Raw genomic sequence first — 21,443 nt, 5'->3', positions numbered from 1 at the left:
ATGGAGCCGGGATGCCAGTGTTGACACGGGCTTGCCCGCACTTTTTCGATCAGGCACGCACTTTTTCGGCCAGAGTGGCAAAAAAGCCCGGCTTTACGCCGGGCTTTACTACAGCGCCGCGCGTCCTGTTGGACACGCAAAGGACGCTATAGCACTTTGATTTTTGCGCATGATCCTTTCCGGAAATCGATTCCGATTTCGGGGTCATGCGCCTAAACCTGCCGGCAGGCCGCTTAGGCCGACTTCTTCTCGTCGTCGTCCTCGTTGATTTCCTCGAAGTCGGCGTCGACCACGTCGCTGTCCTTGGCGGCGTCCGCCTTGGCGTCAGCTTCCGCGGCTTCCTTCTGCGAAGCCTCATACATGGCCTGGCCGAGCTTCATCGAGGTTTCGGCGAGCGCCTGCGTCTTGGCTTCGATCTCGGCGGCGTCGTCGCCTTCGGCAGCGGTCTTCAGCGCCGTGATCGCATCGGCGATCGCCGTGCGGTCGGCCTCGGAAACCTTCTCGCCATATTCCTTCAGCGACTTTTCCGAGGAATGCACCAGCGCCTCGGCCTGGTTGCGGGCCTCGACCAACGCGCGCCGCTTCTTGTCGGCCTCGGCATTGGCTTCGGCGTCCTTCACCATCTTCTCGATGTCGGCGTCCGAAAGGCCGCCAGACGCCTGAATGCGGATCTGGTGCTCCTTGCCGGTGCCCTTGTCCTTGGCCGAGACGTTGACGATACCGTTGGCGTCGATGTCGAAAGTGACCTCGATCTGCGGCACGCCACGCGGCGCCGGCGGAATGCCGACCAGGTCGAACTGGCCGAGCGCCTTGTTGTCGGCGGCCATTTCACGCTCGCCCTGGAAGACGCGGATGGTCACGGCCGATTGTGAATCCTCGGCAGTCGAGAACACCTGGCTCTTCTTGGTCGGGATCGTCGTGTTGCGCTCGATCAGCCGCGTGAACACACCACCCAGCGTCTCGATGCCGAGCGACAGCGGCGTCACGTCAAGCAACAGCACGTCCTTGACGTCGCCCTGCAGCACGCCGGCCTGGATGGCGGCGCCCAATGCGACGACCTCATCCGGATTGACGCCCTTGTGCGGCTCCTTGCCGAAGAACTGCTTCACGATCTCCTGGATCTTGGGCATGCGGGTCATGCCGCCGACCAGGACGACCTCGTCGATTTCGCCGGCCTTCAGGCCGGCATCCTTGAGCGCCGCCTTGCAGGGTTCGATCGTGCGCTGGACGAGATCCTCGACCAGGCTCTCGAACTTCGCCCGCGTCAGCTTCAACGTCAGGTGCTTGGGGCCGGTGGCATCGGCGGTGATGAAGGGCAGGTTGATCTCGGTCTGCGTCGTCGACGACAGCTCGATCTTGGCCTTTTCGGCCGCTTCCTTGAGGCGCTGAAGCGCGAGCTTGTCGCTGCGCAGGTCGATGCCCTGTTCCTTCTTGAACTCGGCCGCCAGATATTCGACCAGACGCATGTCGAAATCCTCGCCGCCGAGGAAGGTGTCGCCATTGGTCGACTTCACCTCGAACACGCCGTCGCCGATTTCGAGCACCGAAATGTCGAACGTGCCGCCGCCAAGGTCATAGACGGCAATGGTCTTGCCTTCCTTTTTGTCGAGGCCGTAGGCAAGTGCGGCCGCGGTCGGCTCGTTGATGATGCGCAGCACTTCCAGGCCGGCGATCTTGCCGGCATCCTTGGTTGCCTGGCGCTGGGCGTCGTTGAAATAGGCCGGAACGGTGATGACCGCCTTCTCGACCTTCTCGCCGAGATAGGCTTCCGCCGTTTCCTTCATCTTCTGCAGGATCATTGCCGAGATCTGGCTGGGCGACTGCTTCTTGCCGCCGGCCTCGACCCAGGCGTCGCCATTGTCGCCCTTGACGATCTGGTAGGGGACAAGCTTCTTGTCCTTTTCCGTAACCGGATCGTCATAGCGGCGGCCGATCAGGCGCTTGACCGCGAAGATGGTGTTTTCAGGATTGGTGACCGCCTGGCGCTTGGCCGGCTGGCCGACGAGGCGCTCGCCGTCGCTGTTGATGGCGACGATGGATGGGGTCGTGCGCGCGCCTTCCGCATTCTCGATGACCTTCGATTCCTTGCCGTCCATGATGGCGACGCAGGAGTTGGTGGTCCCCAGATCGATACCGATTACTTTTGCCATTTTTCTAATCTCTCCGCTAAGCAGGCTCTCAGGACCCGTACAGGCGTTCCGACGAAAGCCCCTGTTCACAAGAAATTCCGCTTCGGCAACCGGCATTCCGGCGCCGAACGGCTTGGCGCGTATATAAGAACAGGCTGCGCGGCGCGCAAGCATTCTGCGCAAGGCATCCAACACATCCTTTTCTCGGCCCGGCCAGGGTTCTCCGGCCCATGAACCTTTCAGCGTCGGTTCGCACTGACACCCAGATGCGCTGCGTGGTGCGGCCCTGGAAAGGAAAGGCCATGACTGGAAATCCAGTCTCAGCGCGACCACCGCTTTCGGGGTGGGGTCGCTATGCCAGGCGTTCCGCTGGTTCCGTTGACCATGCGTAAGAGCCGGCATATCGTGATCACGAGGAAAGCAGACAAATTCGATCAGGGAAAACGTGCCGGAACGTCGCGCCTTGCCCTGGTTTGCGCGGAAACACCGGATGTTTCTCCCGTCGCCCGCGGGGGGAATTCCATGTCTTGCGACCACGGCGCGTTCGTACGCTCTCGTGCTGGCCGTTTGCGCCGTGCGATGCAAACAGCCAGCGGCTTTCCGGCGTTGGCGCTCGCCATCATCCTGTGGCTTGGCGGTGCCGTGCAGGCGCAGGAAACGCAGATCATCTATCCAGGCTCGATGGCGGTGACCGGATTTTCCGGTACCGTCATTCGTGATCCTGAGGAGGGCCTGCCGCCCAGCGTCGACCCGGTCGACGAGACCTTTATCGACACGACGCGCGCAACCTTGCGCGTCTTTGACGTTTCAAGGCTGGGCGGGCGGGCCTCCGGCCAACTCGTCTTCACGCCGCCGCCCTTCGAAGTGACGGCCGGGCAGATCGGCCAGGTGTTCGGCATCACCTATGACGACGGGGTACGCGACGGTGCTCCCTCGGGCATTGCGAACCTCTATGCCGGCGCCACCTCGCTGCATGGCGCCCGCATCGTCACGTCAGACGAAGATGCGGACGGTCGTCCCGAGCGGCAGCGTCATGGTGCTGCCGGCGCCACCTTCATGGACGGCCAGTTCGGCACCGAGAACGGTGGCGGACCGGGCACGATCTGGAAGATCGACGGCATCACCGGCCAGGTCAGCAAATTCGCCGACCTCGAAACCAACAGCGGCCCTGGCATCGGCGACGTCACCTTCGACACTATCCGCCGCCAGTTCTTCGCCAGCGACCTCGACACCGGTCTCATCCACCGCATCGACGCCAACGGCACGCTGGTCGACAGGTTCGACCATGGCGTTGCCGGACGCCCGGCGCACGGGCTGGCCCCGCTTGCCGACGATGGCTTGGTGATGGACATCGAGGATGCTGCCTTCGACAGCGAGGACCCCGACAGCTGGGGTTATACGCAGGATGAGCGTCGCGTCTGGTCCGTCGCCTATCACGGCGGCCGCCTCTATTATTCCGTCGCTGAAAAGGCCGATCTCTGGTCGGTGGGCGTTGCCCGCGACGGCAGCTTTGCTGGCGACCCGCGCTGGGAATTGACGGTCAAGGCCGACAACGGCCACGCCGTCACCGACATCGCTTTCGACATCAGCGGCTTCATGTACCTGGCCCAGCGCGGCCCGGTGGAAAACCGCTACGACTACAGCCGGTTCGCCGATACCGGCACGGGTGAGGTCTTCCGCTACGGGCGCGAAAACCCGGACGATCCGGCGACGGAATCAATCTGGGTGGAAATGCCGCAGGACTATGCGGTCGGCTTCCCGCAAGACAACCGGCAGTCGGCTGGCGGCCTCGACCTGCAATATGGCTATGACGCCGACGGCAATCTCGACGCGAGCATCTGCACCGAGACGCTGGTCAAGACCGCAGACAAGTTGCGCGACAACCCCGCGCTTGCCGAACGGCTTGCCGGCGGCGGGCCGCTCGCCGTGCACGGTGTGCAGATCACGCCGACGGCGCTGGTCAAGCCAGCCAACGTGCCGCCTTTCGGCGCGTGGTTCGTCGACTTTGACGGCTATGTCGAAGACCCCGAGGTAGAAGGCCCTGAGGCAGAAGGGCATGTCGGCGACGTCGAAGTCTGGCATCCCTGCGAAGGCCGTGCCGGCTACAATGAGCAGATACCGGGCGGCGGTTACCTGCCGCCTTTCTATCCGCCTGATTTTCCGCGGCCCGGCGGCATGCCTCCTTGCCTCGACAACGACCGCGACTGCGCCTCGATCCCGATCTGCCGGCGTGGCGACCGGGGCCGCGACTGCCGGCCGCCGGTGGAAAAGAAGGTCGATTTGATCCTGAAGAAGCGTGCCCGCACCCCGGTCTGCACGGCAGATGGTGTCTGCACCTTCGTGATCGATATCATCAACAACGGCAACGTCCGCTACGACGGGCCGCTGACGGTTACCGACACCTATCCGGGTGGCGTGCCGGCATCGTCGAGCTTCGGCCCGATCCCGCCATGGACATGCGGACCGAACGGCCCCGGCCAGTTCCGTTGCGACAATGCCGGCATCGTGCTCTCGCCGGGCGCCTCGACGCCGATCTTCGTCAAGGCGGTGATGCCGGCCGGTTACCGGCCAAACACGGTCGAGAACTGCGCCGAGGTGAAAGCCATCCCCGGCGAGAACAACCTCACCAACAACAGGGCCTGCGCCAGGCAACGCATCCGTCATCCCGACAGCGGCAAGCCGGCCATGCGCATCACCAAGATGTGCAGGGGAGCGCTGGCCGGTGCTGCGGCCGTCACCTGCCGCATCACCGTCATCAGCACCGGCACCAGTGCCCCCACCGGTCCGGTTTGGGTCAACGATGCCGCCACGCTGGTGGCTGGCGGCGCGCCCGTCCAGATCCAGACCGTCACTCCCGACGGCGCGGAATGGACGTGCGGACCGGTTCCGGCAAATGCGTTGTCGTGCCAGATTCCCGGCGCCGTCATGACGCCCGGAACCAGCCGCCACTTCGACGTGGCGCTTGCGGCGAATGGCGTGTTCGAGAACTGCGCACGCGGTTCCTACGGTCCGGCGCCAGGAGACGACATCGTCCATCCGATCGGCAGGGCCTGCGCCAAGGGTGGCGGCGCCTCGAGCATCCGTGTCGAGAAGACCGGCGATGCCGAGTGCCGGATCGGCCAGCCCTGCTCGTTCGAGTTGACCATCGCGAATGATGGGAAAAACGCCTTCTCCGGTCCGGTTCGCATTGGTGATGCGATCGGTGTCGAAGGCCTCGGCCGGCTGGAAGGCGTGGCGATCATCTCGATCGACCCGCCCTTCGGCTGTGCGCCGGAACCGGCGACCTTGCCGGCATCCTGCATCGCCAACCTGACGCTCGGCGCCGGGGAAAGCCACGTTCACCAAGTGACTGTGATCATTCCCGACGACGGCCGCCTGGCCAATCTGCAGGGCACCGTCAGCGGCCAGAACTGTGTCGGCGTGCTGTCGCCCGATACGCCGGTGCGAGGTGCCGGCAAAATGCTCTCCCGCGAGTCGGCCAATGTGCAGGGCGATCGCGGCAAGGCCTATGCCTGCCATCCCTTCACCATCAAGAAACAGGTGAAGAAGGCGTGCTCGCAGGGCCTCGTCATGAACGACGCCGGCCGCTGCGTCTGCCCGCAAGGCACCACTTTCCGCAACGGCCAGTGCTCGTCGGCTGGCGGCACGGTCATCATACCGAAGCCGAAGGAGCGCTGCGTGCTGCTCAAGGGCCAGATCCGTACCTCCGACGGGCGTTGTGTCTGCCCGCGCGGAACCGAGCTGGATAACCGCAGGTGCGTGTCGACCGACGAGCCGCCGGCACGCCTGTGCAAGCTGCTGCCTGGCCAGATCCGCACCAAGAGCGGCGATTGCGTCTGTCCGAGACGGACGGAACTGAGGGGCAGGGCCTGCATGCCGATCGTCACGAAGCCGACCGTTGAACAGTGCACCATCCGCGGCCAAGTTCACAACAAACGTGGCGCCTGTGTCTGCCCGCGCGGGACCGAGGTGATCAGAGGCGCATGCCGCCGGGCACAGCTGGAGTGCGCGCCTGGCTCCGGGCTGATCAACGGCCGGTGTCAGCCGATCATCAGGCGGCGCTGCCCGGTCGGGACAGTCGGACGGTACCCAGACTGCACTCCGATCCGCAGGGCGCCGACGCTGCAGATTAATCCGAACCTGCTGCTGAACCCGAGCATCCTGCAGCAGCCGAGGCGCAGGCCGCGGGCTCTCCAGTAGGGTCCCGGGCTCAGCCCAGCACCAAGACCTCGCCCGAGCAATCCGGCGGGGTCTTTTCGTCCGTCGGACGTGTTTCAGCCGCTGCGTGAACCTTATCGCCGCAGTCGGCGACAAACTCCCCGAAGCAACATTTCAGGGAGAGAGAAAATGTCTTCAGCCAAACATGCTTTCCGCAACACGGCAGCGGCCGCTGCCCTGATCGCAGCTGCGCTCGCCACCACGCCGGCCTTCGCCAAGCAGGCGAACATCAAGTCAATGTCGTTCAACACCGAAAGCGCCAACACGACAATCCATGTCGGCTCGAGCGACAAGCAAAAATGGGACACGCTGAAAAGCGGCAACGTCCAGTTCTGGGGCCACATGAAGCTCAACACACGGTGGCCAGGCTATGTGCAGGACGTCGGCGTGGCGCTCGGCGTTTGTGGACCGGGCCAGTGCGGCGCGTTTCCTCCGATCTGGAGCGCCTCGCCTGTCAGCCGCGACTACGATCACCAGCAAAATTTCTCCTTCGACCCCTCAATCATGCCGCTGTCCTCAGATAGCGGTATCGCCGTCGTGCCTTACGGCGACCAGATCATCGCCAGGTGCAACCAGCACCTCCAGCCCGATGGGCCGACAAAATCCTACTCGTTCACGCACAGTTTTCATGCGAGCTTCTCGGCACTCACCGACACGGCGCTCGACATGGACAATGCGGTCAGCGAGGCCCAGGGCGGCAGCTGGCCCCATCCGCTGTACGACTCGCACTATGCCGAGCATGGCTCGTTCGACGTCCAAATCGTCTGCGACCCCGTCATCAAGCCGCCGGTTCAGGACGTCGCCAATGATTTCGGCAAATTCGACGTCGAAAACGTCAAGCTGTTCCTGACCACCTACCAGTCGAACCAGGCCGGCTCGACGCCCGGTACGGTCTGCCCGTCGTTGAAGGTCAGGAGCCGGGCGCAGGCCAACCAGGCCGGGCCGGTGTCGATGCGCATCTGGCGCCAGAAGAACGACGGGCCGATCACCTCCGAGGTGCAGCAGGCGTGGGCGTCATACGACGCGACCAAGAATGGCTATTTCGCCACCTATGAGAAATGGGAGGACGTCGGCGCCACCGCCTATTTCCAGTACAAGACCGAGATCATCGGCAACGGCCCGTTCGAACCTTTCGACGGCTGGAAGGACATCACCGTCCATTGCACCGGCGCGGGTGGGGGCGGCTTCACCGACGCACCTCAGGATAACCCCGAAAACCCGCCGGCGCATTCGGACTGGCAAGGCGAGGTCACCGTCTCGGACAGCGCTGGCTTCAAAAAACTCTGCCCGCGCAAAGGCCAGGTGGCGTTCGAGGTCGAGCGCGATGCGCCGGGTGCGTTTCACTACCGCATCAGTTGCTCGAACGGCGCATTCTTCACCGGCACGACAGCCGCCTTTAACAATGGCGGTGTGTTCAAGGCGAGTGCCGCACACGAACTCAGCATCGTCAGAACCCGCTCGATCCAGTGCACCCTGCAGGAGATCAAGCAGAACGGTTCGATCGCCACCGTCGACAACAGCACGGAGGATTTTACCTGCATCAAGCGCAATTTTGATCCGAATGTCGATGGTCTGGCGGTCGATACACGACCCAATCCCGGCAAACCGCAACTTCCGCCGGTCGTCATCGATGCCGGCCGCACATGCCTGCCGAGCCAAAGGCTGATCCGTGGCAAATGCGTCGACAGGCCGGTCGTGGCTGCCTGCCGCAGCACCGAAAAGCGTGTCGACGGCAAATGCGTTGGGGTCAGCATCCACTGCCTGCCCGGTCACCATCAGGTCGGCCTGAAATGCGTGCGCAATGCAGTGATCGCCGACAGGTGCAAGCGCGACGAACAGCGCATCGATGGGAGATGCTTGCACAAGCCCTCCATCATTGTCGATTGCAAGCGCGGCTATCATCTGGTCGGCAATGCATGCGTCAAGAAGCCGGTGATCGTCACCGCCTGCCGGGCAACCGAAAAACTGCTGCGTGGACACTGCGTGCCCAAGCACCCTGTGAAGAAGCTCAACCTGCAGAAAGTGAAGCAAGGCAGCGGCAAGGTGTTGCCGCCACGACCGGCCAGGCCGCGGCATCCCGTGAACTGAAATCTCGACGCTTGAACAGGGAGAGAGGTGGCCGATGCTGCCTCTCCTTTCGCGCGGGCACCGGATTCCTGTCGACAAGCAGCGCTGAGACGATTACGGCGAAGACGGGCTCGAGAACGGGAAGCGAACATGGCTCAAAAGACCCTGATCGCGCCATCGGTGCTGGCGTCGGATTTTTCGAAGCTCGGCGACGAGGTCGAGGCGGTGGTGGCGGCCGGCGCCGACTGGATCCATCTCGACGTCATGGACGGGCATTTCGTGCCCAACATCACCTTCGGCCCGCCGGTGATCAAGGCGATCCGCAACCGCACCAAAACCTTTTTCGACTGCCATCTGATGATCGCGCCGGCCGATCCCTATCTGCAGGCGTTCGCCGAAGCCGGCTGCGACGGCATGACGGTGCATGCCGAGGCCGGGCCGCATCTCGACCGTTCGCTGCAGACGATCAGGAACTTGGGCAAGAAGGCCGGCGTGTCGCTAAACCCGGCGACGCCGGAAACGGCGATCGAATACGTGCTCGATCGGCTCGATCTGATCCTGATCATGACCGTCAATCCGGGTTTTGGCGGCCAGGCCTTCATCCCGGAGGTCGTCGACAAGGTGAAGCGGGTGAAGGCGCTGATCGGCAATCGGCCGATCCGGATCGAGATCGACGGCGGCGTCTCGCCCGAAACCGCGCCACTGGTCACCGCCGCCGGCGCCAGCGTGCTGGTCGCCGGTGCGGCTATCTTCAAGGGCGGCAGCGTCGAAGCCTATCGGGCGAACATCGAGGCGATCAGGACAGCGGCCGACCAGGTGGCCGGCTGACGCTGCCGGCGCGACGTCATCGGCACGCGCTGTTCTCCCCAGCCGGTCAGGAATTCGTTGGCCGACGCCGGTGCGCCTGCGCTCGTGACATGCGATCCCCAGCCAAAATGGCCTTGTCCATTTTTGCCGATTTTATTGGCATATCCAAAACTACCATCCATATTCTCTGTCTCACCCTGATGCCTCTCCGGACCCTCCCGCAGGCTTCCCTTCGACGGTCGGATCGATGAATCGCAGCCCCTTCTTCGCTGACCTGCTGAACACCATCGCCGACCGCGGCCGGATGATGCTGAACCTCGTGCGCGGTGACGAGCCGGTTTCGGCCGACAGCCTGGCACGTTTGTGCGTCCGTCTGCTTTCCAGCCAGGGGGAGGCATCGGGCGTCGCCTATGCAAGAGAAATACTCGATCGCTGGCGAACTCTCGGCGCCGATGGCAGGCTGGCTTTCCTGCATGTACTGCGCGATCGTTTCGGCACCGATCACACCAGGCTTGCCGCCGCGGTGGATGCCTATCGCGCCGCGCCGGACGATCGTTCGGCACTTGCCCTGCACGACGCCGCCGAGCCGGCCAGGCAGGAGCTTTTGCGCCGCCTGAACCTGGCGCCCGGCGGCATCGAGACGCTGGTGCGCATGCGCGAGGATCTGCTTGCCCGGCTGCCCACATTGCCCGATCTCGCCATCGTCGATGCCGACTTCACGCACCTGCTGTCGTCATGGTTCAACCGCGGCTTCCTGGTGCTGCGGCGGATCGACTGGTCGACGCCGGCCAACATCCTGGAGAAAATCATCCGCTACGAGGCGGTGCATGCCATCCACACCTGGGACGATCTGCGCCGCCGGATCGAGCCCGCCGACCGGCTCTGCTATGCGTTCTTTCATCCGCAGCTCGGCGACGAACCGCTGATCTTCGTCGAGGTCGCACTGACCCGGGCGATGCCGACGACGATCGCCGAGCTGCTCGCCGACGAGCGGCCGCCGGTGCCGCCCCGGCAGGCCACGACGGCGGTGTTCTATTCCATCTCCAACTGCCAGGAGGGCTTGCGCGGCATCTCCTTCGGCAATTTTCTGATCAAGCAGGTGGTCGAGGATCTGCGCCGCGACCTTCCCGGCCTGACCGATTTCGTCACGTTGTCGCCAGTGCCGGGCTTTGCCCGCTGGCTGGCCGAGCAGGCCGAAACCATCCCCTCCGCCGCTGAAGTGTTGGACCTCGTCGCCGACGAGGGTTGGCATGCGGACGCTGCCGCTCGCGACCGCGTCGGCCGGGCGCTGCTTCCTCTTGCGGCACAGTATTTCCTCGAATCCCGCACCGACTCCGGCAAGGTGATCGACCCGGTCGCCCGGTTCCATCTCGGCAATGGCGCGCGGCTGGAGCGCATCGACCTTTTCGGCGATCTGTCGCCCCGCGCCTTGCGTCAGGCGCATGGCCTGATGGTCAATTATCGCTACAAGCTCGACGACATCGAGAAGAACCACGAGCTGTTCGCCGCCAGGAACGATGTGGCGGCCGCGCCGGCCGTGCGCCGCCTGCTGCCGAAACCGGCGAGACCGGCCGCGTCGCGGCTTCCGGCGCCAGCCCAGGTGATTGGGGACAAGAGGGACACTTGAACAACCACCCGCTTAAGGCTGCGGGCCGAACGGCTGATACCTTAGGCGCCCTTTGCGACACCGACGTCGAAAACCCTCTTGCCTTCTATCCAGACGCCCTTGACGTCCAATTCGTCCGACAGCGCAACGATATCGGCAGCGGTGCCGTTGGCGAACCGCCCGAGCCGGTGTGATTGGCCGATCGCCTGCGCCGGATAGAGCGAAGCCATGCGCAGCGCCTCCGACAGGTCCAGCCCGACGACACGGTGGACGAAGCGGACAGCGGCGATCATGTCGAGATCGGCGCCGGCCAGCGTCCCGTCGGCAAGCCGCAGGCTGCCGTCCCTGCGGTAGACGGCGCGGCCGTTCAGCGTGAATGAGGTCATGTCGGTGCCGATCGTCGCCATGGCGTCGGTGACCAGGAAAATCCTTGCCGGGCCCTGCTTGGCGCGCAAAGCGATGGCCATGGTGGCGGGATCGACATGGATGCCGTCGGCGATGATGCCGGCAAACAATGTGCCGGTACCGATGGCGGCACCTGCCAGGCCCGGCTCGCGGTTGCCGATCTGGCTCATGGCGTTGAACAGATGGGTGACGATTGTTGCGCCGGCATCGGCGAACGCGCGCGCGTTGGCATAACCGGCGTCGGAATGGCCGAGGCTGACGACGATGCCGGCCTCGACCAGCGCCGAAACCCTCGCCGGCTCCACCGATTCCGGCGCTACAGTCGTCAGCAGCACCGGCAGGGTTTTTCGCGTCGCAACCAGCATCGCCTGGTCGGCATCCAGCATCGGCCGGATCAGCGCCGGGTCATGCGCGCCCTTGCGGGCGATCGACAGATGCGGGCCTTCGAGATGCAGGCCCAAAAAGCCAGGCACCTTTTGCCTTGCGGCCTCAGCCCCGGCGGCAACCGCCGCTGCGGTGATGGCAGGCGTCTCGGTGATCAGCGTCGGCAGCAGCGCCGTCGTGCCGAACGGCGCGTGCGCCCGACAGATAGTTTCGATCGAAGCGACATCGGGATGGTCGTTGAGCATGACGCCGCCGCCGCCATTGACCTGCAGGTCGACGAAGCCCGGTGCAAGCATGCCGCCGCCGGTTTCGATACGCTCGAGGCCGGACGGAACGGCTCCGGTGGCGACGATCGCCTCGACGAGGCCGTCTCGCACGACAAGGGCAGCGTTGTCGTGCCAGTCGTCGCCGTCAAAAATCCGGGCGCCAGTCAGGGCAAAACGGTCGCTCATATGGTTTCCGTCACCTTGCGCAGATTGGGCGGCGTGTCCGGATCGAGACCGCGATGGCGGGCAAAGGCCTCGACGAAGCCATAGAACGACACGATCAGCGCCAGCGGGTCGGTGAGTGGATGGCCGGTGGCGACATGCGGCAGGTGCTGAGCGCTTGTCGCCTTGTCCGAAGTCACGAAGACGGCCGCGCCCTTGCTCGCCAGGCTGTCGGCGGCCTCTGCGACCGACGGCTCGGAAGCATCGCGGGCGGCGAGCGCCAGTACCGGAAAATCAGGCCCGACCAGCGCCAGCGGGCCATGCATGACTTCGGCAGCGCTATAGGCCTCGGCATGCATGGCGCAGGTTTCCTTGAATTTCAGCGCCGCCTCATTGGCGATCGCCGCGGACGGACCACGACCGAGGATGAACAGAGACTTCTGCGTCTCAAGGGCGCTGGCCAGCGCCATCCAGTCGCAGGCGATCGCCTTGCGGAAATGTTCCGGCAAACGGGCAAGTGCTGCCAGCAACTTGTCGTCACCGGTGCTATGCGCCATCAAGGCGAGGCCGGCGACGGCTGAATTGACGAAGGTCTTCGTCGCCGCGACGCTACGCTCCGGGCCGGCCAGGATGTCGATGGCATAGTCGCAGGCCCGCGCCAGCGGCGAATCGGCGGTGTTGGTGATGGCGACAGTCAGCGAACCGCCGGCTCTCGCGGCTTGCGCCATGGCGACGATGTCCGGGCTCTTGCCCGACTGCGAGATCGCCAGGCAGGCCGAGCCGCCCAGCCTGAGCCTGGCGCCATAGATCGAAGCGATCGACGGGCCGACCGACGCGACGGCAAGGCCGGCGGTCAGTTCCACCGCATACTTCATGAAGGTGGCGGCATGGTCGGAGGAGCCGCGCGCAACGGTGACGACGAAGTTTGGATCGCGCTCGCGAATGCCGCGCCCGGCCTCGGTCAGTACCGCCGCCGAGCCGTCGAGCAGGCGCGCGGTCGCCTCCGGGATCTCCTCGATCTCGCGCCGCATATGGGTATTCCCCATTTGGGTGTTTACTGTGCTCATGGCCGGCCCTCTTCGCCCGGCCCGCTCAGCCGGAGCTCGGCGACGAAATCATAGGCGTCGCCCCTGTAGATCGAGCGGGTGAATTCGATCACCTTGCCGCTCGCCAGATAGGAAATACGCTCGATGTGCAGGCCGGCAATACCAGGCGGCACTTCGAGCAGCCGCGCGTCGTCGCCACCGAGATTGGCTGCGGAAATGCGCTGCACGGCCCGTACCGGCCGCAGTCCGGTCGTTTCCAGTGCAGCGTAGAGCGAGGATCCAATTCCTGCCGGGTCGGGCAGCACGCTGGCAGACAGTGCCGCGCGCTCGATCGCCAGCGGCGTTTCGTTGGCGATGCGCAGCCGCGCCACCCGCGCCACCAGTTCGTTCGACGACAGGCCGAGCACCATCATCTCGTCCGGCGAGGGCGCATAGAGGCCGCGGTCGAGCCAGGCCGAACGCACCGCCATGCCGCGCCGCGCCATATCCTCGGTGAAGGACGTCAGCCGCGACAGCGACTGCTCGACTCGCTCCATCCGCGGCGCGACGAAGGTGCCGGAGCCGTGACGCTGGACAAGGATGCCGCCCTTGACCAGATCCTGCACCGCCTTGCGCACGGTGACCCGCGAAATGTCGGCCTTGCTGGCGATGTCGCGCTCGGACGGCAGCGCGTCGCCCGGCCCGATCAGGCCGCGATTGACCGCATCCTCGATGCTCTTCCTGAGCTGCAGATAGAGCGGCGCGCCGCTCTGCGCCGACTGTTTCAGCGTGGCGAAGATCTGGTCGGCGGCCTCGCTCATCGCGCCGCCTCCGCCGCTTTGGCGAAGACACGCGCCGCCATCTGCACGGCGCCGCCCAGCGCGTCGTCGAGCGGCGGCTTCAGCAGCGCCCGGTAGCGCGCCGTCAGGCGTGGTGCATAGAGCGGCGCCAGCCCGCCAAGCAGGCAGAGCGGATCGTCGTCGCCGAGATCGAGCACGCCAAGTGCTGCCTCGACGTCGGCGATTGCCTTGTCGAGGATCCAGTTGGCGACGGCGTCGCCCTTTTCGGCATGCTCGAAAACCTTGGGCGCGAAGCCACCGAAATCGCCGGGTTTTGCGTTGGTGGTGAACTCGACCAAATCCTCGGGATTGTCGCGAAAGATGGCGAGCATGGCCTGCGTCAGCGGCGATCCCTGGCGGATGCCGTCATAGGCGAGCAGCGTCTGCTCGAGCAGGTCGCGGCCGATGCGGGCGCCGCTGCCCTGGTCGCCGACCTGGAATCCCCAGCCGCCGATGGCGCGCGACTTGCCGTTTTTGCGCGCCATATAGGCGGTGCCGGTGCCGAGGATGGCCATGGCGCCGTCACCGGAGCCGACCGCGCCTTCCAGGGCGATCTCGGCGTCGGTCTCGACACGGTTTTGGCTGAACGGCAGGATCGCTTCGAGCTGCTGCCTGTAGGTGCCGACATTGGCGCCGGCGAGGCCGAGGATGGCCGGCGTCAGCGGGATCAGTTCGGGGTCCTGCCCGGCGGCGACAAAGGCCTGCCGCGCCGCCTCGACGATGTTGGCCCTGGCGCCGGTCAGATCGGTGCGGATGTTGGCCGCACCGCTCTTGGCGCGGCCGACGACAGTGCCGTCCGCCGTTGCAAGGGCCGCCCTGCAGCTGGTGCCGCCGCCATCGATGCCAAGCACGAATTTCACACGATTTTCTCCTCCCGGCAGATAATACCAATAAAATACCAATAGCCAAGGATTAATTTCCGTTTCAAAAAGATTAAGGCGTATTTTATTGAAAAACCTAGGCATTCTGACGAAAAGCCATTTCCGAGGCAGGGAAGTCGCTAATGCATGTGGACAAGTGGTATTTTTTTGGTATTGTTTTGCGGATTGGAGGGAAAGCGGATGGCCGAAACGCGCACCGAAGCGCTTCACCAGAATGCCGAGGGGCTGGACATCCAGGCTCCGGACGCCATCCTTTCCTTTTTGGCCAATGCGCAGATCGAGGCCGCCAAGGCGGTGCGCGGCGCCATTCCCGCCATCGCCAAAGCCGCCGAGATCATCGCCAGCCGGCTGAACAGCGGCGGCAGGCTCGCTTACGCGGCGGCCGGCAGCTCGGGCCTGATGGCGCTCGCCGACGCGCTGGAACTGCCTGGCACCTTCGGCATTCAGCGCGACCGTATCGCCATCCTGATCGCCGGCGGCGACGATGCCTTCAAGGCACTGGCCGGCGGGCCGGAGGACGACACCGACGAAGCCTCGGCAGCGGTTGCCGCTGCCGGCATCGGCGAGGGCGACTGCCTGATCGCGGTCTCGGCCAGCGGCTCGACACCCTATGCGGTCAGGGCGATCGAGGACGCCAGGCGCCGCGGTGCGGCGACCATCGCCATCGCCAACAACAAGGATGCGCCGCTGCTTCGGCTGGCCGACATCGCCATCCTGCTCGAAACACCGCCGGAGCTGATCGCCGGCTCGACGCGCATGGGCGCCGGCACCGCCCAGAAGATCGCGCTCAACATGCTGTCGACGCTGGCCGCCATCCATCTTGGCCATGTCCATGACGGCTACATGGTCAACCTCACGGCCGACAACATCAAGCTGCGCGACCGCGCCGCCCGCATCGTCGCCGCCATCAGCGGACGCGACAGGGACGATGCGGCGCGCCTGCTCGAGAACAGCGGCGGCGCCGTCAAGACCGCCATTCTGCTCGCCGCCGGCGCCGCCAGCGCCGATGCGGCGCAGAAGATACTGGAACGCACCGGCCACAAGCTGCGCCCGGCGCTTTCCGCGATCGAGGGGAGCATGGGGCGGAAAGCCTCTGTTCTCAAAACCGAACCTGAAAAAGGTCAACAGGGAGACTGAGCATGACAACCAAACTACTGACGGCACTGCTTCTCGGCACCAGCATTCTCGGCTCGGCCGGAATGGCCTATGCCCAGGACGTAACGCTCAACATCGAAAGCTGGCGCGGCGACGACCTTGCCATCTGGAAGGACAAGCTGATCCCGGCTTTTGAGGCCAAGAACCCGGGCATCAAGGTGGTGTTCGCGCCGTCGGCGCCGACCGAATATGACGCAGCACTCGGCGCCAAGCTCGCCGCCGGCTCGGCCGGCGACCTGATCACCTGCCGCCCGTTCGACAAGTCGCTGGAACTGTTCAAGAAGGGCAATCTTGCCGATATCTCGACGCTGCCCGGCATGGAGAATTTCTCCGACGTCGCCAAGGCCGCCTGGCAGACCGACGACGGCAAGTCGAGCTTCTGCGTGCCGATGGCTTCCGTCATCCACGGCTTCATCTACAACAAGGACGCCTTCGACCAGCTCGGCATCAAGGTGCCGACGACCAATGAGGAGTTCTACGCCGCCCTCGACAAGATCAAGGCCGACGGCGCCTACATCCCGATGGCGATGGGCACCAAGGATCTCTGGGAAGCCGCGACCATGGGCTACCAGAACATCGGCCCGAACTACTGGAAGGGCGAGGAAGGCCGTTCGGCGCTGATCAAGGGCGAGCAGAAGCTGACCGATCCGCAGTGGGTTACGCCGTTTGCCGAACTCGCCAAATGGAAGCCCTATCTCGGCGACGGCTTCGAGGCGCAAACCTATCCGGACAGCCAGAACCTGTTCACCCTCGGCCGCGCCGCCATCTACCCGGCCGGCTCGTGGGAGATCGGCCTGTTCAACACCCAGGCGCAGTTCAAGATGGGCGCGTTCCCGCCGCCGGTGCAGAAGGCCGGCGACACCTGCTACATCTCCGACCACACCGACATCGGCATGGGCCTCAATGCGGCGTCGAAGAATGCGGATGCGGCCAAGACCTTCTTGACATGGGTCGCCTCGCCGGATTTCGCCACCATCTACGCCAACGCGCTGCCGGGCTTCTTCAGCCTGAACAACACCCCGGTGAAGATGGAAGATCCGCTGGCCCAGGAATTCGTCTCCTGGCGCGACAAGTGCAAGTCGACGATCCGCTCGACCTACCAGATCCTGTCGCGCGGCACGCCGAACCTCGAGAACGAGACGTGGGTTGAATCGGCCAACGTCATCAACGGCACCGTCACGCCGGAAGCTGCCGCCAAGAAGCTGCAGGACGGCCTCGACAGCTGGTATAAGCCGGCGAAGTAAGTGCGAGCGCTGTCTCCCCCCTCGAGGGGGAGATGTCGCCGGAGGCGACAGAGGGGGTCGGTAAAGGCAGGGCGCGGCTTCGTCGTTGCCGGGAGGCGCGGTCGAAGTCACGATGGCGCTGCCTTAGCCGACCCCACCCGCCTCGCTTTGCGAGGCACCCTCCCCTCGAGGGGAGGGAGGCGCCGCGCCCTTCGGCGGCAATTGCAAGAACCTGATCGGCGGGGACCGAACGCATGGCCGCAGCACCGAAACGACCGTTCCGCTGGCATATCGTCGTCTTCCTGGCGCCGGCGGTGCTGGTCTATACGGCGATCATGATCCTGCCGCTGGCCGGCACGCTGCAGCTCTCGCTGTTTCGCAACATCGACCAGGCCCAGGTCTTCGTCGGATTGGAAAACTTCCGCAGGCTGTTCGGCGATCCCAACTGGTCGGTCAATTTCTGGAACGCACTGCGCAACAACGTCTGGTTCTTCATCATCCACATGATCGTGCAGAATCCGATCGGCGTGCTTTTGGCCGCACTGCTGTCCAGCCCGCGGCTGAGATTCTCTGCCTTCTACCGCACCGCGATCTTCGTGCCGACGATCCTGTCCTTCGTCATCGTCGGCTTCGCCTGGAAGCTGATCCTGTCGCCGCTGTGGGGCGTGGCGCCGAACCTGATGGATCTTGTCGGCCTCAAAAGCCTGTTCACGCCGTGGCTCGGCAAAGAAGAATATGCGCTGACCACGCTCAGCCTGATCTCGGTGTGGCAGTTCGTCGGCATCCCGATGATGCTGATCTATGCGGCATTGCTGTCGATCCCAGAGGAGGTGATCGAAGCCGCCGAATGCGACGGCATCACCGGCATGTCGCAGTTCTGGAAGATCAAGCTGCCGCTGATCCTGCCGTCGATCGGCATCATCTCGATCCTCACCTTCGTCGGCAATTTCAACGCCTTCGACCTGATCTACACCGCGCAAGGCGCGCTGGCCGGCCCGAATTATTCGACCGATATCCTCGGCACCTTCCTCTACCGGGCCTTCTTCGGGTTCCAGCTGCAGGTCGGCGATCCCAACATGGGCGCGGCGATCGCCACGATGATGTTCCTGATCATCCTTGGCGGCGTCTGCGTCTACCTGTTCCTCGTCCAGACGCGCCTGCGTCGCTATCAGTTCTGAGGGGCCAGACATGAGCACGGCGACCCACTCCCTGCCCCGCACCATCGGCGCCCATGCGGTGCTGTTGACCTACACGGTGATCGCGCTGTTTCCGGTGATCATCGTCATCATGAATTCATTTAAATCCCGCGCCGGCATCTTCGGCGCGCCGCTGACGCCGCCGACGCCGAAAATCTTCGACCTGATCGGCTACACCACCGTCATCGGCCAGGGCGATTTCATCCACTATTTCCAGAACAGCCTTGTCGTCACCGTCGCCTCGCTGTTCTTCGTGCTGCTGTTCGGCGCGATGGCCGCCTTCGCGCTGTCGGAATACCGCTTTCGCGGCAATTCGCTGATGGGGCTTTATCTCGCCCTCGGCATCATGATCCCGATCCGCCTCGGCACCGTCGCCATCCTGCAATTGATGGTGGCGAGCGGGCTGGTCAACACGCTGACGGCGCTGATCCTGGTTTATACAGCGCAAGGCCTGCCGCTCGCCGTCTTCATCCTGTCGGAATTCATGAAGCAGGTGTCCGACGATCTGAAGAATGCCGGACGCATCGACGGTCTGTCCGAATACACCATCTTCTTCCGGCTGGTGCTGCCGCTGGTGCGGCCATCGATGGCGACGGTCGCCGTCTTCACCATGATCCCGATCTGGAACGATCTGTGGTTTCCGCTGATCCTGGCGCCGTCGGAGGAGACCAAGACGGTGACGCTCGGCGCCCAGCTGTTCCTCGGCCAGTTCGTCACCAACTGGAACGCCATCCTGGCCGCGCTGTCGCTGGCGATCATGCCGGTGCTGATCCTCTACGTCATCTTCTCGCGGCAGCTGATCCGCGGCATTACTTCGGGAGCGGTCAAGTGAGTTCGGAAAAACCTCTTCGCGTCGTCGTAGCCGGGCTCGGCAATATGGGCCGCAGCCATGCGCTGGCCTATCACACCAATCCGGGTTTTGAGATCGCCGCGCTGGTCAACCGTTCGGACGTGCCGCTGCCGGCCGGGCTTTCCGGCTATGGCATCAGGCGCTCCTTCGACGAGGCGCTGCGCGACGAAAAACCAGATATCGCCTGTATCGCTACTTATTCCGACAGCCATGCCGACTATGCCGTCAAGGCATTCGAGGCCGGCTGCCATGTCTTTGTCGAAAAGCCGCTGGCGACGACGGTGGCGGATGCCAAACGTGTCGTTGCCGCAGCTAAGGCCAACGGCAAAAAACTGGTAATCGGCTATATCCTGCGCCATCACCCGTCCTGGATCAGGCTGATCGCCGAGGCGCGCAAGCTCGGCGGTCCTTACGTGTTCCGCATGAACCTCAACCAGCAATCCTCCGGCCATAGCTGGCAGACGCACAAGCAGTTGATGCAGACGACGTCGCCGATCGTCGATTGCGGCGTGCACTATCTCGACGTGATGCTGCAGATCACCGACGCCAGGCCGGTCGAGGTGCGCGGCATGGGGCTGCGGCTGAGCGACGAGATTGCGCCCACGATGTACAATTACGGTCATCTGCAGGTGCTGTTCGACGATGGTTCGGTCGGCTGGTACGAGGCCGGCTGGGGGCCGATGATCTCGGAAACCGCCTTTTTTGTGAAGGACGTGATCTCGCCGAACGGCTGCGTGTCGATCGTCATGAAGGAGGGCGTCAGATCCGACGACATCGACACCCACACCAGGACCTCGACCATCCGGCTGCACAGCGCGGCGACCGGCGCGGAAGGAAAATTCGCCAAGCCGGATGAGATACTGTCGATGGAAGGCGAACCCGGCCATCAGGAACTCTGCGATCGCGAACAGGCCTTTCTGCTCAAGGCGGTCCGCGAGGATATTGATCTGACCCGCCACATGGACGACGCCGTGAAGTCGCTCGCCGTCTGCCTTGCCGCCGACGAAAGCGTCCGCAGCGGGAAGGCGGTGCGATTGTGACAGGGGAAATTTCGTCAGGGATAGCGCTCTACAGCGCCCCCAGATTCCAATCCGGAGGAACGCCGTGGGCTCGCTGAATATCGAGAATGTGAAGAAGGCGTTTGGGCCGGTCGAGGTGCTGAAAGGCATCAACCTCGAAGTGACCGATGGCGAATTCGTCGTCTTCGTCGGCCCCTCCGGCTGCGGAAAATCGACACTTCTCAGGGTCATCGCCGGGCTGGAGGATTCGACCTCGGGGCGTGTGGTCATCGACGGTGCGGACGTCTCCGCCACCCCGCCGGCCAAGCGCGGCATCGCCATGGTGTTCCAGACCTATGCGCTCTACCCGCATCTGACGGTGAAGAACAATATGGGCCTTGGCCTCAAGCAGGCGGGCACGCCAGCGGCCGAGATCGACCGCCGCATCGGCATCGCATCGTCGATGCTGTCGCTGGAGCCCTATCTGGCCAGGCGGCCGGCCGAGCTTTCCGGCGGCCAGCGCCAGCGCGTCGCCATCGGCCGCGCCGTGGTGCGTGAGCCCAAGCTTTTCCTGTTCGACGAGCCTTTGTCCAACCTCGATGCCGCACTGCGCGTCAACACCAGGCTGGAGATCGCGCAACTGCATCGCCGGCTGAAGGCGACGATGATCTACGTCACCCACGACCAGGTCGAGGCGATGACGCTGGCCGACAAGATCGTCGTGCTCAACGCGGGCAAGATCGAGCAGATCGGCGGACCGATGGAGCTCTACAATGCGCCGGCGAATGAATTCGTCGCCGGCTTCATCGGCTCGCCGAAGATGAATTTCGTCGACGGCGCCAGGCTTGGCGAGACGGCGAAAACCATCGGCGTCCGGCCAGAGCACCTGACCGTCGATGCGAAATCCGGCGCCTGGAAAGGCACGGTCGTCCACGCCGAGCATCTCGGCGCCGACACCAATCTCTATCTCGACTGCGAAAAGGCCGGCCTGATCACCGTGCGCATTTTTGGCGTCTACAACGCCGAGCCTGGCGCCACGCTCTACGCGACGCCGGATCCGGCGAAGACTTATCGGTTTGGAGCGGATGGCAAGGTGCTGAAGTAGCGCCCCTTTTTCCTTCTCCCCCTGTGGGAGAAGGTGGCCGAGCGAAGCGAGGTCGGATGAGGGGTGTTCCAGCCTGGCACCGACGGCGATCCTTCCAACACCCCTTGTGTCTCTAGAATCATGCATG

15 protein-coding genes are annotated in these 21,443 nt (G+C 64.2%); 10 read left to right on the top strand and 5 right to left on the bottom strand.

Going from position 1 to position 21,443, the window contains the following annotated elements; genetic code table 11:
* Window positions 1–233 precede the first annotated feature (233 nt).
* Window positions 234–2,150 carry a molecular chaperone DnaK gene (gene dnaK, locus AC0L28_RS30600; RefSeq protein ID WP_473482008.1) on the bottom strand — a complete coding sequence of 639 codons (1,917 nt, stop codon included), beginning with the start codon at window positions 2,148–2,150 and terminating at the stop codon, window positions 234–236.
* 558 nt (window positions 2,151–2,708) lie between these two features.
* On the opposite strand from dnaK, the gene AC0L28_RS30595 reads away from it, so the two are divergent.
* The 4 genes from AC0L28_RS30595 (at window position 2,709) to AC0L28_RS30580 (ending at window position 10,848) form a co-directional block, all read left to right on the top strand.
* Window positions 2,709–6,329 carry a hypothetical protein gene (locus tag AC0L28_RS30595; RefSeq protein WP_473482007.1) on the top strand — a complete coding sequence of 1,207 codons (3,621 nt, stop codon included), beginning with the start codon at window positions 2,709–2,711 and terminating at the stop codon, window positions 6,327–6,329.
* Window positions 6,330–6,476: 147 nt separating this feature from the next.
* A complete protein-coding gene (locus tag AC0L28_RS30590) occupies window positions 6,477–8,435 on the top strand; it encodes an EB domain-containing protein (RefSeq protein WP_473482005.1) in 1,959 nt (652 codons plus the stop codon).
* 129 nt (window positions 8,436–8,564) lie between these two features.
* Window positions 8,565–9,242: a ribulose-phosphate 3-epimerase gene (gene rpe, locus AC0L28_RS30585; protein ID WP_023801459.1), complete on the top strand. Its 678-nt coding sequence runs from the start codon at window positions 8,565–8,567 to the stop codon at window positions 9,240–9,242.
* A 226-nt stretch (window positions 9,243–9,468) separates the two neighbouring features.
* On the top strand, window positions 9,469–10,848 hold the full coding sequence (locus AC0L28_RS30580) for a malonyl-CoA decarboxylase (RefSeq protein ID WP_473482003.1): 1,380 nt from the start codon (window positions 9,469–9,471) through the stop codon (window positions 10,846–10,848).
* Between the two features lie 41 nt (window positions 10,849–10,889).
* Here the strand turns inward: AC0L28_RS30580 and nagA are convergent, their stop codons facing one another.
* The 4 genes from nagA to AC0L28_RS30560 are packed head-to-tail and all read right to left on the bottom strand — an operon-like array spanning window position 10,890 to window position 14,768.
* Window positions 10,890–12,068 carry an N-acetylglucosamine-6-phosphate deacetylase gene (gene nagA / locus AC0L28_RS30575; protein ID WP_473482001.1) on the bottom strand — a complete coding sequence of 393 codons (1,179 nt, stop codon included), beginning with the start codon at window positions 12,066–12,068 and terminating at the stop codon, window positions 10,890–10,892.
* Window positions 12,065–13,075: an SIS domain-containing protein gene (locus tag AC0L28_RS30570; protein WP_473482070.1), complete on the bottom strand. Its 1,011-nt coding sequence runs from the start codon at window positions 13,073–13,075 to the stop codon at window positions 12,065–12,067. The genes nagA and AC0L28_RS30570 overlap by 4 nt, the downstream gene beginning before the upstream one ends.
* A 32-nt stretch (window positions 13,076–13,107) precedes the next feature.
* The gene (locus tag AC0L28_RS30565) at window positions 13,108–13,890 is read right to left on the bottom strand and encodes a GntR family transcriptional regulator (protein ID WP_287120255.1); all 783 of its coding nucleotides are present in this window, start codon (window positions 13,888–13,890) and stop codon (window positions 13,108–13,110) included.
* Window positions 13,887–14,768, bottom strand: a complete 882-nt coding sequence (locus AC0L28_RS30560) for a glucosamine kinase nucleotide-binding domain-containing protein (RefSeq protein WP_473481999.1) — start codon at window positions 14,766–14,768, stop codon at window positions 13,887–13,889. Before AC0L28_RS30560 ends, AC0L28_RS30565 begins: the two co-directional genes overlap by 4 nt.
* Before the next feature lie 201 nt (window positions 14,769–14,969).
* Here AC0L28_RS30560 and AC0L28_RS30555 point away from each other — a divergent pair, with 201 nt between their 5' ends.
* The 6 genes from AC0L28_RS30555 to AC0L28_RS30530 all read left to right on the top strand — a co-directional run bounded on the left by AC0L28_RS30555 (window position 14,970) and on the right by AC0L28_RS30530 (window position 21,316).
* Window positions 14,970–15,926, top strand: coding sequence for an N-acetylmuramic acid 6-phosphate etherase (locus AC0L28_RS30555; RefSeq protein ID WP_473481997.1), 957 nt, complete (start codon window positions 14,970–14,972; stop codon window positions 15,924–15,926).
* A 2-nt stretch (window positions 15,927–15,928) separates the two neighbouring features.
* Window positions 15,929–17,188, top strand: coding sequence for an ABC transporter substrate-binding protein (locus AC0L28_RS30550; RefSeq protein ID WP_473481995.1), 1,260 nt, complete (start codon window positions 15,929–15,931; stop codon window positions 17,186–17,188).
* A 233-nt stretch (window positions 17,189–17,421) separates the two neighbouring features.
* On the top strand, window positions 17,422–18,345 hold the full coding sequence (locus tag AC0L28_RS30545; RefSeq protein ID WP_473481993.1) for a carbohydrate ABC transporter permease: 924 nt from the start codon (window positions 17,422–17,424) through the stop codon (window positions 18,343–18,345).
* Window positions 18,346–18,355: 10 nt separating this feature from the next.
* The gene (locus tag AC0L28_RS30540; protein WP_473481991.1) at window positions 18,356–19,195 is read left to right on the top strand and encodes a carbohydrate ABC transporter permease; all 840 of its coding nucleotides are present in this window, start codon (window positions 18,356–18,358) and stop codon (window positions 19,193–19,195) included.
* Complete coding sequence (locus AC0L28_RS30535) at window positions 19,192–20,253, top strand: Gfo/Idh/MocA family protein (RefSeq protein ID WP_128174766.1); 1,062 nt, start codon at window positions 19,192–19,194, stop codon at window positions 20,251–20,253. The genes AC0L28_RS30540 and AC0L28_RS30535 overlap by 4 nt, the downstream gene beginning before the upstream one ends.
* Before the next feature lie 64 nt (window positions 20,254–20,317).
* The gene (locus AC0L28_RS30530) at window positions 20,318–21,316 is read left to right on the top strand and encodes an ABC transporter ATP-binding protein (protein WP_128185661.1); all 999 of its coding nucleotides are present in this window, start codon (window positions 20,318–20,320) and stop codon (window positions 21,314–21,316) included.
* Window positions 21,317–21,443: the final 127 nt, after the last annotated feature.

This window comes from Mesorhizobium sp. WSM4847 (assembly GCF_055811335.1).
This window is presented reverse-complemented; position numbering and strand designations above follow the sequence as displayed.